Annotated in this window: 12 protein-coding genes and 1 tRNA gene; 8 read left to right on the top strand and 5 right to left on the bottom strand. The window is 68.9% G+C overall.

Annotation, left to right across the window (positions count from 1 at the left end; all coding sequences use genetic code 11):
- On the top strand, positions 1-667 hold a 667-nt coding region (locus VHK87_RS00705), incomplete at its 5' end, for a hypothetical protein (protein ID WP_329632976.1).
- A 4-nt stretch (positions 668-671) separates the two neighbouring features.
- On the opposite strand, the gene VHK87_RS00710 is transcribed toward VHK87_RS00705, so the two are convergent.
- Complete coding sequence (locus tag VHK87_RS00710) at positions 672-1,613, bottom strand: methyltransferase (protein ID WP_329632977.1); 942 nt, start codon at positions 1,611-1,613, stop codon at positions 672-674.
- Between the two features lie 110 nt (positions 1,614-1,723).
- Between VHK87_RS00710 and VHK87_RS00715 the strand changes: the two genes are divergently transcribed.
- The 4 genes from VHK87_RS00715 (at position 1,724) to VHK87_RS00730 (ending at position 5,193) form a co-directional block, all read left to right on the top strand.
- On the top strand, positions 1,724-2,488 hold the full coding sequence (locus VHK87_RS00715; RefSeq protein WP_329632978.1) for a histidine phosphatase family protein: 765 nt from the start codon (positions 1,724-1,726) through the stop codon (positions 2,486-2,488).
- The gene (locus VHK87_RS00720) at positions 2,485-3,366 is read left to right on the top strand and encodes an NAD(P)H-hydrate dehydratase (protein WP_329632979.1); all 882 of its coding nucleotides are present in this window, start codon (positions 2,485-2,487) and stop codon (positions 3,364-3,366) included. Before VHK87_RS00715 ends, VHK87_RS00720 begins: the two co-directional genes overlap by 4 nt.
- A 298-nt stretch (positions 3,367-3,664) precedes the next feature.
- Positions 3,665-4,039 (top strand): response regulator, encoded by a 375-nt coding sequence (locus VHK87_RS00725; RefSeq protein WP_329632980.1) that lies wholly within the window; start codon positions 3,665-3,667, stop codon positions 4,037-4,039.
- Positions 4,036-5,193: a histidine kinase dimerization/phosphoacceptor domain -containing protein gene (locus VHK87_RS00730; protein ID WP_329632981.1), complete on the top strand. Its 1,158-nt coding sequence runs from the start codon at positions 4,036-4,038 to the stop codon at positions 5,191-5,193. Before VHK87_RS00725 ends, VHK87_RS00730 begins: the two co-directional genes overlap by 4 nt.
- A 41-nt stretch (positions 5,194-5,234) precedes the next feature.
- Here the strand turns inward: VHK87_RS00730 and VHK87_RS00735 are convergent, their stop codons facing one another.
- The 3 genes from VHK87_RS00735 to VHK87_RS00745 form a co-directional block, all read right to left on the bottom strand.
- A complete protein-coding gene (locus VHK87_RS00735) occupies positions 5,235-5,537 on the bottom strand; it encodes a hypothetical protein (RefSeq protein ID WP_329632982.1) in 303 nt (100 codons plus the stop codon).
- A 142-nt stretch (positions 5,538-5,679) separates the two neighbouring features.
- A tRNA-Arg gene (locus VHK87_RS00740) sits at positions 5,680-5,756 on the bottom strand.
- Positions 5,757-5,817: 61 nt separating this feature from the next.
- Positions 5,818-6,771 carry an ABC transporter ATP-binding protein gene (locus tag VHK87_RS00745; protein ID WP_329632983.1) on the bottom strand — a complete coding sequence of 318 codons (954 nt, stop codon included), beginning with the start codon at positions 6,769-6,771 and terminating at the stop codon, positions 5,818-5,820.
- Positions 6,772-6,871: 100 nt separating this feature from the next.
- Here VHK87_RS00745 and VHK87_RS00750 point away from each other — a divergent pair, with 100 nt between their 5' ends.
- A complete protein-coding gene (locus tag VHK87_RS00750) occupies positions 6,872-7,177 on the top strand; it encodes a zinc-finger domain-containing protein (protein ID WP_329632984.1) in 306 nt (101 codons plus the stop codon).
- A gap of 110 nt (positions 7,178-7,287) precedes the next feature.
- Here VHK87_RS00750 and VHK87_RS00755 read toward each other — a convergent pair whose 3' ends face one another.
- Positions 7,288-7,539: a hypothetical protein gene (locus VHK87_RS00755; protein ID WP_329632985.1), complete on the bottom strand. Its 252-nt coding sequence runs from the start codon at positions 7,537-7,539 to the stop codon at positions 7,288-7,290.
- A gap of 193 nt (positions 7,540-7,732) precedes the next feature.
- Here VHK87_RS00755 and polA point away from each other — a divergent pair, with 193 nt between their 5' ends.
- Together polA and VHK87_RS00765 are read left to right on the top strand one after the other, a co-directional pair.
- A complete protein-coding gene (polA, locus tag VHK87_RS00760) occupies positions 7,733-10,603 on the top strand; it encodes a DNA polymerase I (RefSeq protein WP_329632986.1) in 2,871 nt (956 codons plus the stop codon).
- Between the two features lie 122 nt (positions 10,604-10,725).
- Positions 10,726-11,080 (top strand): glycosyl hydrolase family 28-related protein (locus VHK87_RS00765; protein ID WP_329632987.1); only part of this gene is annotated, 355 nt, incomplete at its 3' end.

Here is an 11,080-nt window from a genome sequence, read left to right on the forward strand (position 1 = left end):
CGCCATCGGCGCGGCGCTGGTGATCTACGGCATGCAGCCGGCGACCCTGTGGCTGCCAGGATGGAAGGACGCCATCGTCCTCTCGCCGTGGATCGCCACGCCCCTGGCCAGCGGGGTGATCTGGCTGGCGATCAACGCCACCAACTGCTCGGACGGGGTGGACGCGGTCTCCGGCAGCCTGACCGGCACGGCCATCATGCTGTTGGGCGGCCTGCTCTACGCGGTTTTGGGCAACGAGGTGGTGGCCGGCCACCTGCAGGTGCCCTTCAACCCCGAGGGCGCCAGCTGGGCGATCATGGCCTTCCTGATGGTCGGCTGCATCGCCGGCTACCTCTGGTACAACGCCCCGCCGAGCCTGGTGCTGATGGGCGATGCGGGCTCGCGGCCCATCGGGCTGATGATCGGGATGCTGGTGGTGGCCACCAACAACCCGCTGTTCCTGGTGCTGGTCGGCTCCATGCTGCTCTTGAACGGCGCCACCGGCCTGATGAAGGTCGCGCTGATGCGCTTCTTCGGCCTGAAGATCCTCTCCGGCGTCCGCTTCCCCCTCCACGACCACTGCCGAAAAGAGCTTGGCTGGTCCAACAGCCAGGTGCTGGTGCGCTTCATGCTCGTGCACCTGGGGGTGTCGGCGCTGCTGGTGATCCTGGCGCTGAAGGTGAGGTAGGGGGTCAGGCGCCGCGGGTCATCACGGCCGTGACCACGGCGATCCGCTCGACGTCGCGATAAGGCTCGGTCTCCAGGTCTTCGCCGAACACGTCCGGGTCGATCTCGCGGTAGTCGAGCGTGCTCCCTCGCGCCGCGGCGGTGCGCTCGAGGGCCGCCCGTAGCTGGTCCCGCCCGCCCGCAAGGATGGCGCTTCCGGTGTAGAGGAGCAGCCTTCCGCCAGGGGCGAGCTTGCCCAGGGCGGCGTCCGCCCATTCCACTGACAGCTCGCCGCCGTGCAGATCGCCGCCTTCGCGGTAGGCCTGTCCGCCGGCCGCCATGTAGGGCGGGTTGGCCAGCACCACATCCATCCCGGTTGGGACGTTCTCAAGGCCGCTGGTCTGCAACGCGGCGAGGCTGACGCCCGCGTGGGCGGCGTTGATCCGGGCCAGGCGCAGGGCCGTCGGGTTGATGTCGGTGATCGTGAGGTCGGCCCCGGGCGCCAGGCCCGAGGCGACGATGGCCCCTACGCCGCCGCCCCCGCCGACGTCGACGATCCGCCTCGCCGCTTTCGGCAGCTCGCGCTCGATGAAGTCGGCGAACCGGTAGCTGTCGGGACCGAGGAAGACGGCGTCCTCCGCGTCGGTGGGAAAGGCGGAGTGCAGAAACAGCCGCCCCTTCACGCGCGACACCCGCACGGCGCTCTTCAGCCGGTCACCCTGGCGGAGCAGCATCCCGGAGCGCTCCAGCGCCTCCACCAGGGTGTCGGGAACATTGGATCGTTGGAACGGCCGGCTCCATCCGAAGACGTCCCGCAGATCGCCTGGAGCAGCCTGGCTGCGCCTGGCGAGATTGCGCTCGTGGGTGGCTGGCGTCGGGGTGATGAAGTGGTAGCCGCGGCGTTCGAGCTCGGCGAGCAACTCGCGAAGGGGCAGGTCCAGGTCCTGAAGATTGGCTGATCCGTCCATCGCAACGGTAAAGCCTGGAGGCGGCGCAGGTTGCCGGTGGGAGGATCGGGAGCGCAGGGCCGAGCCGAGCGTTCAGGTGAGCTGGACCCGAACACTGCGAAGGTTGAAGGATGGCGCAGAGATGGCCGGAGCGACTGTGGATCGTGCGGCACGGCCAGAGCGCCGGCAACGTCGCCCGCGAGCTGGCCGAGGCTGGGCGCCTGCCCAGGATCGACATCGCCCAACGTGACGTGGATGTCCCACTCTCTCCCAAAGGTGAAGAGCAGGCCTGCGCGCTCGGCCACTGGTTCGCCAGCATGCCCGAGCTGGAGCGGCCGGAGGTGGTGCTGACCTCGCCCTATATCCGCGCCCGGCGCACCGCCGACATCATCCGCGACTGCGGCGGGTTCTCGCCCGATGCGAACCGGCCGGTCCCCGACGAGCGGCTGCGGGAGAAGGAGTTCGGCATCCTCGACCGGCTGACGCGCGCCGGGATCGAGGCTCAATTTCCTGACCAGGCCGAGTTCCGGCGCCTGTTGGGCAAATTCTATCACCGCCCGCCGGGCGGGGAGAGCTGGTGCGACGTGATCCTGCGCCTGCGCAGCGCGCTCGACACCCTGTCGCTGCACCACGCCGGCCAGCGGGTGCTGATCGTCTCTCACCAGGTGGTGGTGCTCTGCCTACGTTACCTGCTGGAGGAGCTGACGGAGGACGAGATCCTGGCGATCGATCGGGCGGGCGACGTCGCCAACTGCGGGGTCACCGAGTATCGGTTCGACCCCGCCGGCGGACTGAACGGCTGCCTGCGGCTGCACCGCTACAACTTCACGGCGCCGCTCGAACGCGAAGGCGCCGAGGTCACCCGCGAGCCGGACGTGGCGGTCGCTCCGAAATGAGCGTGGCGGAGCTGACGCCCGAGACCTTGCGCCGCTGGCCGCTGCCCAAGGTCACGGACGATGCGGACAAGGAGAGCCGAGGGCGCGTGCTGGTGGCCGGCGGCGGCGCGCAGGTCGCCGGCGCCGTCCTGCTGGCGGGCGTGGCGGCCCTGCGCACCGGCGCCGGCAAGTTGCAGATCGCGGCGCCGGCTTCCTTCGCCGTTCAGCTGGCGGTCGCCACCCCTGAGGCCTTGGTTCACGGGCTGCCGGAGACCGCCGGGGGCGAGCTCGCGCCCGAGGCCGCCGACGGGCTCGAACAGGCGGTGTCGCGCTGCAACGCGGTGGTGATCGGCCCGGGCCTGCTGGACGCCGCCTCAGCCGGCGAGCTTGCCCTGCGGCTGCTCTCGCCCGAGGGGCCGCCGATGGTCATCGACGCCGCCGCCATGCCCGCGCTCGCCGATGCCCCGCATCGCGCCACCGACGGTCACGGCCGGCTGGTGCTCACGCCCCATGCCGGCGAAATGGCCGGCCTCCTCGGCCGCAAGAAGACGGACATTGCGGCCGATCCCCTGCCGGCGGCCCGCGAGCTCGCCGCCAGGCTCAAGGCCGTGGTCGCGCTGAAGGGCCCCGAGACCTTCATCGTCTCGCCGGACGGGCAAGCCTGGCGGAACGTTGGCGCCTGTCCCGGCCTGGCCACCTCCGGCTCCGGCGACGTCCTCGCCGGGATCATCGGCGGCCTGCTCGCCCGCGGCGCGTCGCCCGCCCAGGCGGCGGCTTGGGGGTCGTTCCTGCATGGGGAGTGCGGGAGACGACTGGCCACCCGGATCGGACCCGTCGGCTTCCTGGCGCGCGAGCTGCTGGATGAGATTCCCCGGGCGCTGAGCGAACTGGAAGGCTGAAACCCCGATCGAGCCTGACAACCCGTGGAACGACGCCTCTATCAGGGGGTTAGATCTTATAGGTGGGCTCACCGAAGGTTGACGAGCCCGCCTCAGCCGCACTCGCCTCGATCCCACGAGGTTGATGAGTACGGCTTTCCGAGAACAGGCTTCGGCTTTGCAGCAAGAGCGTCGGGCATCTTCCCGCGAGCTTGGCGAAGCTGCTGGGTGTCCCCGCAGACGACCTTCAATGCGCCGAAGGCGGGCGTGCGCCAAGATGACGGAACCTCAGCCACTGCGTACGCCAGTGGTGCTACTGGTGGACGACGAACCACTTATCCAGGACCTGTTGCGGAGCGCGCTGGAGGACGGCGGCTTCAGCGTTGTTCTCGCGGGCACCGACGAAGAGGCGCTGGCTGCGCTGGAAGCGAGAGCTGCCCGCGACTTCGCCGGAGTCATCACTGATGTGAACCTGCGCTCCCAGCGCACAGGCTGGGACGTCGCTCGGCGGGCGCGGCAACTCTGCCCGACCTTGCCCATCCTGTACGTGACCGGCGACAGCGAGCATGATTGGCCAGCGCAGGGTGTGCCCAGCAGCATGGTGATCCCCAAGCCGTTCGCGCCGGCCCAGGTGGTCGTCGCGCTCGCGACCCTCATCAACAAGCCGCGAACCGACGCCTGGGGGGTGCAATGAACGAGTACGAACATCTGCTGGAAGGCACGGCGGCTCGAACCGCGGCTGAGGCGGATCACGAGAACATCCGGCAGAGGGGCGGCATCTTCGTCGAGGCGGTGCGGGTCACTCGCATGCCCATGCTCGTCACTGACCCGAAGCTGCCCGGCAATCCGATCACCTTCGCCAATCCGGCCTTTCTGAACCTGTCCGGCTACACCATGGACGAGTTGCTGGGGCAGGGGCCGCACTTCGTGAACGGCACAGGGACCGAGCCCGCCGCGATCGCCGAGTACGAGGCGGCGATGGACGCCGGCCGCGACGCGACCCTCGAGATCCTGCAGTACCGCAAGGACGGCAGCCCGTTCCACGCCATGCTGTTCGCCACCGCCCTGACCGACGGACAGGGCGGCGTCTGCAATCACTTCCTGTCCTATCTCGACATCAGCCGCCGGCACGACGCTGAAGACCAGCTTCGGGAGCTGACTAAGGAGCTGGAGCAGCGAGTGGCGGCGCGTACGGAGGAGCTGGAGGCGGCGATCGCCGGCTTGGCGGAGGCGGCCAAGGAGCGCGAGATGCTCCTGGTCGAGGTGAACCACCGCGCCAAGAACAGCTTGGCGGTGGCGGCGTCGCTTCTGTTGCTGCAGGGCAGGCGCCAGGCCGATGCCGGGATCAACGCCCTGTTTTCGGAGTCGGCTGACCGGCTGGCAGCAATGGCTCGCGTGCACGACCTGCTCAGCCGCTCGGAGTCATCGCAGAGGGTCGATCTCGCCACCTACACCGCCGAACTTTGCGAAGCGCTGAGACCGCTGACAGGAGGCTCCCGGATCGTGCTTCGGGCGAAGGCCGAGGAGGATATCCTGGTGGACGCTGACGTGGCGTTCCCCATCGGTATCGTGTTGACGGAACTCATCACTAACGCCGTGAAATACGCGTTCCCGAAAGGCCGCTCTGGGACTGTGATCGTTCAGGCGCGCCGCAGCGGCCCGGGGCAGGTTGAGCTCGTCGTGCGGGACAACGGCATCGGCATGAATGACTTCCGCGAGGGGTCCTTGGGCTACGGTCTGATCCGAGCGCTGGTGAAACAGATCGGCGGGCGCATCGACATCCAGGGCGACGCCGGCGTGACGGTCGCTATCTCTTTTTCGGACGCATCGCGCTCACTGGTCCAGTAGCTCGGCCCAAGCTGCCGGGAACGCGGATTGGGCGACTGGAACTAGTGCGCCGCGTCGGAGCCCTGCTCCATCTCAGTGTAGGCCTGCGCCTGCCTCGCAGCTTCCCCCATTGGCCTGCAGATCACGTGGACAAGGCTGACCGACCCCGTCGGCTCCGCCTCGATGGACAGGTCTGACCCCGACCGCTCGATCGCCTGCAGCTGCCAGGTGACGGTGGTGACAATGCCATCTTCTGTCTGCCCGGCGACCGCGACGCTGATCCGTTCGCCGACACGGGGCGCGCTCAGGAGTTCGAAATCGTGGGAAGGGCCATCCAACCCCTGAATCCAGACGCGCACTCTCATTGGTCTCGCCTCATGGCGCTCCAACGCACCGGCTGCGATGTTGCTCCGACCCGGAGCAGCGGCGCAGCGCGGCTATGCGCGACGGCGCCTCGCGCAAACCGCGCGCGGAGCCCTGGCCCGACGATGTGAGACAAAACCCCGCTGGCGCACCCGACACGATTCGAACGTGTGACCTTTGCCTTCGGAGGGCAACGCTCTATCCAGCTGAGCTACGGGTGCGTCTTCAGCGGACCGGTGACATAGCCGAAAGGGGCGGCCGCCGCAAACGCCGCGGCGAGGGTCAGATCCCGGCCGCTTCGTCGGCCTGGTAGGTGAGGGCGAGGAACACGTCCTCAAGGTCCGGATCCTCGGTGGCGATATCCTTGATGTGCAGGCCCGAGGCGCGGATGGCGGCCAACACCTGTTCGACGCTGGACTCGCCGGTTTTGTAGCTCACCGAGAAGCCGCCGGAGGGGCGCAGCGCGGTCTGGAATCCGGCCAGTTCGGGCGCGCGCTCCACCGGCTCCAGCGGCGTCACGATCACATGGCGGGTGTCGAGGCGCGAGAGCAGCGTCGTGGTCGGCTCGTTGGCGACCACCAGGCCGCGGCTGATGATGGCGATCTGGTCGCAGAGCTCCTGGGCCTCTTCCAGGTAGTGGGTGGTGAGCACGATGGTCACCCCCTTGCGGTTCAGCTCCAGCACATAGGCCCAGAGCTGGCGCCGCAGTTCGACGTCGACGCCGGCGGTGGGCTCATCGAGGATCAGCACCGGCGGGTTGTGGACCATGGCCTTGGCCACCATCAGCCGCCGCTTCATGCCGCCTGACAGTTGGCGCACATAGGCCTGGGCCTTGTCGGCGAGGCCGAGGGCGGCCAGCAGCTCGTCGGTCCGGCGCTCCTTCGGCGGGACGCCGTACATGCCGGCCTGGACCTCCAGGCTCTCCTTGGGCGTGAAGAAGGGGTCGGCGGCGATCTCCTGGGGGACCACCCCGATGGCGGCGCGCGCGTCCCTCGGCCGTTCGTCGATGTCGCGGCCCCAGATGCGCACCGTGCCGCTCGATTTGCGGCACAGGCCGGCCAGGATGTTGATGAAGGTCGACTTGCCGGCGCCGTTGGGGCCCAGCAGGCCGAAGATCGAGCCGCGGGGGATCTTCAGGTCCACGCCCTTCAGCGCCCGCATCTCCGGCGAGGTCTTGGTCGCCGGGTAGGTCTTGATGAGGCCCTCGGCCTGGATGGCGAAATCGGGTAGGTCCATGAGGCCTTTGCGCGAATTGACGGCGAAAGCCGCGCTCAGATACCTAGGCGCGCCCGGCCGGGGCGCCAAGCTCGCCGGCCGCGATGAGGAAGATGGCTCGATGGCTCGACGCGTACGCAACCTGGGATCCGAGGCGCAGAAGCGGCCCGAGCCGGCCCCGCAGCGGCCGGCGCTGACGCCCGACCTGCCGCCCCCGGAGGTGATCGCCGTGCGCTCGGGGCGCGTGGCCTGCGATGGGGTCGGCGGGGCGCTGGGCCATCCGCGGGTGTGGCTGGAGATGGGCGAGGCGCGGTTTGTCGAATGCCCCTACTGCGACCGCAGGTTCGTGCTGGCGGACGACGCCGGCGAGGGACCGGAAGACGAGCGGCTGGCGCCCGGCGTCTACGAGGGTCCGCACGGGCACTAAGGTTAGGGCGGGGATGCGGCGCTGCGTCGCAGCATGCTCCTGATGGAGAGAAACAAAAAGGGCCGGCGCTCGGGTGAGCGCCGGCCCTTTCCGTCGGGAGTCTGTTGAGCTTAGCGCTGCGCGAGGCGCTGCAGCTGGGGCTCCATGCTCTCCAGGGTTTCCTTCATGCAGCGGCTGAAGGCGTAGAGGCGGAAGCTCTCGTCCTGGACTTCCTTCACGCACACGCTGCGGGCGGCGTAGGTCACTTCGGTCTGCAGCTGCTCCTGCGACTTGCCGGCGACCGGAATGCGGATCTCCTGAGCGAAGGCCGGAGCGGTGACGAAAGTGGCGGCGAGGGCGGCGGCGGCGATGAGCTTGTTCATGGGTCTATCCCCTTCTGGAATTTGACGGCGCCGCAGCCGCGAGATGGGCCTTGGCGAAATGGGTACGCTTCAATGCGCGCCGTAATGCCGCCGCCTCGGTTAAGGGCGGGTGAGTCGAAGTGGTTAAAATTTTGCACCGCAGCAAAGGGGGCCTCAGGGTGACCCGGCGGCGCGTGCGCCCTATGTTGCCGCCATGAGCGACGTCCTCGATCCCGCCCCCGAAATCCTCGCCGAGATCCCCCGCGATCCGACGCAGGACGGCCCAAAGGTCCGGCTCTACCTCGTCGACGGCTCGGGCTACATCTTCCGCGCCTATCACGCCCTGCCGCCGCTGACGCGCAAGAGCGACGGCCTGCCGGTCGGCGCGGTCGCCGGCTTCTGCAACATGCTGTGGAAGCTGCTGGTCGACATGCGCAAGGAGGCCGACGCCCCCACCCACCTGGCGGTGGTGTTCGACCACTCCGAGAAGACGTTCCGCAACGACCTCTACGACCAGTACAAGGCCCACCGCCCGCCAGCCCCCGAGGACCTGGTCCCGCAGTTCCCTCTGGTGCGCGAGGCCACCAAGGCGTTCGGGGTGCCCTGCCTGGAGCTGCCCGGCTACGAGGCCGACGACCTGATCGCCGCCTACGCCTGCAAGGTGCGGGACGGCGGCGGCGAGGTGGTGATCGTCTCCTCCGACAAGGACCTGATGCAGCTGGTCGGGCCCAACGTCTCCATGCTCGACACCATGAAGAACGTGAAGATCGGCCCCGAGCAGGTGGTCGAGAAGTTCGGGGTGCCCCCGGAGAAGGTCGTCGACGTCCAGGCCCTGTGCGGAGATTCCGTCGACAACGTGCCGGGCGCGCCGGGCATCGGCATCAAGACCGCCGCCCAGCTGATCCAGGAGTACGGCGACCTCGACACGCTGCTGGCCCGGGCCGGCGAGATCAAGCAGCCGAAGCGGCGCGAGACGCTGATCGCCTTCGCCGACCAGATCCGGCTGTCCCGCGAGCTGGTGAAGCTGGACTGCGACACCCCGCTGCCCGCCCCTATCGACGATCTGGCGGTCGAGGACCCCGGCCCGCCGCTGGCCGAGTTCCTGGAGCGAATGGAATTCCGGACGCTCGCCCGGCGGGTCGCCGAAGGCTTCGGCGGCGGCGCCGAGGCCCGGGCGCCCTCGCCCGCGCCGGAAATGCGCGCGCCGGCCAGGCCCCAGCACGGCCCGATCAACGTCGAGGCCTATCAGTGCGTGCGCGACATCCCCACGCTGGAGGCCTGGATCGCCCGGGCCCGCGAGGTCGGGATCGTCGCCTTTGACACCGAGACCGACGCCCTGTCGTCGGCCAGCGCCTCGTTGTGCGGGATTTCGCTGGCGGTGGCGCCCGGCGAGGCCTGCTACATCCCCGTCGGCCACGAGCACGAGGGCGACGGCGGGCTGGAGTTCGAGCGCAAGGAGGACCTGGTCCAGATCCCCTGCGAGGAGGTGATCGCCCACCTCAAGCCGCTGCTGGAGGACCCGAGCGTCCTGAAGGTGGCGCAGAACGCCAAGTACGACCTGGCGGTCCTTCTCCGCCACGGCATCGACGTCGCCCCGGTCGACGACACCATGCTGGTCAGCTTCGCCCTGGAGGGGGGGCTGCGGAAAAGCCACGGCATGGACGAGCTCTCCAAGCAGTGGCTGGAGCACGAGCCGATCAGCTTCAAGAAGGTGGCCGGGACCGGCAAGACCCAGAAGAGCTTCAAGCATGTCGAGCTGTCGGCGGCGACCTGCTACGCGGCCGAGGACGCCGACGTCACCCTGCGGCTCTACGAACACCTGCGGCCGAGGCTCGCAGCCGAGGGCCTGCTGACCGTCTACGAGACCCTCGAGCGGCCGATGCCCAGGGTGCTGGTCGACATGGAGCTGGCCGGGGTCAAGGTCGATCCGGAGCAGCTGCGCAAGCTCTCCAACGACTTCTCGGTGAGGATGGCCGAGCTGGAGGCCGAGGCCCACCGGCTGGCCGGGCGGCCGTTCAACCTGGGCAGCCCCAAGCAGATCGGCGACATCCTGTTCAAGGAGATGGGCCTGGCCTCGGGACGGACGACCGCCACAGGGGCGATGTCCACGGACGCCTCGATGCTGGAGGACCTGGCGGCCCAGGGCCATGAGCTGCCGCGGGTGCTGCTCGACTGGCGCCAGCTCTCCAAGCTGAAGGGCACCTACACTGACGCCCTGGTCGAGGCGATCTCGCCGACCACCGGCCGGGTCCACACCTCGTTCCAGCTGGCGGCGGCCAGCACCGGGCGCCTCGCCTCTACCGACCCCAACCTGCAGAACATCCCGATCCGCACGGAGGAGGGCCGCAAGATCCGCCGCGCGTTCATCGCCGAACCGGGGAATGTGCTGATCAGCGCCGACTACAGCCAGATCGAGCTTCGCCTCCTGGCCCACATCGGCGACATCCCGCAGCTGAAGACGGCCTTCAAGGAGGGCCTGGACATCCATGCGATGACCGCCTCGGAGATGTTCGGGGTGCCGGTGGAGGGGATGCCCTCGGAGACCCGGCGGCGGGCCAAGGCGATCAACTTCGGCATCGTCTACGGCATCTCGGCCTTCGGCCTGGCCAATCAGCTCAGCATCCCGCGGGAAGAGGCCGGGGCCTACATCAAGACCTACTTCGAGCGCTTCCCCGGCATTCGCACCTACATGGACCGCCAGCAGCGGCAGGTGCGGGCCGAGGGGTTCGTGACCACCATCTTCGGCCGCAAGGTCCACATCCCCGCCGCGCGCGGAAAGAGCCAGGCCGAGCGCAGCTTCGCCGACCGGGCGGCGATCAACGCCCCGATCCAGGGCGCCGCGGCCGACGTCATGCGCCGGGCGATGATCCGCATGCCGGGCGCCCTGAAGGCGGCCGGCCTGAAGGCCAGGATGCTCTTGCAGGTTCACGACGAACTGGTCTTCGAGGCCCCCGAGGCCGAGGCTGACGAGGTGATCCGCATCGCCTGCCAGGTGATGGAGAAGGCCGCGGAGCCGGTGGTCTCCCTTTCCGTGCCGCTGGTCGTCGAGGCCCGCGCCGCCGCCAACTGGGACGAAGCCCACTAGCAGGGCGTTAATTATTCGCTGATCTTCGGCAACCCGGCCCCCCGATCTCTGTTTGCCGCAGTGTATTCGGGGGCCTGAACCACCCCCGCGTTGGCGCATGTGCAAGAGCTGGGGTGACCGAAATGGCGACCTTCAACGTCAAGGATTACGGGGCCGTCGGGAACGGCGTCGCCAATGACCGTGCGGCCATTCAGGCGGCTGTGGACGCGGCCCACGCGGCCGGCGGCGGCGTCGTCTACCTGCCGCCCGGCGTCTACGGGATCGCCAACGGCGGTCTCAACAAGACCAACGCCGGTATCCAGCTGAAAGACGGCGTCACCCTGCAGGGCGACGGCCCGGGCGTCTCCACGATCATGGTCCTGGGCGGCAACAACAAGGACCTGACCGGCGTCGTCCGCACTCCGTTCGACCAGCCGACCCACAACGTCGCGGTGCGCGACCTGACGATCGACGGCAACCGCGACCAGAACACCTCCG

It is taken from the genome of Phenylobacterium sp., assembly GCF_036263695.1.
Taxonomy (GTDB): Bacteria; Pseudomonadota; Alphaproteobacteria; order Caulobacterales; family Caulobacteraceae; genus Phenylobacterium.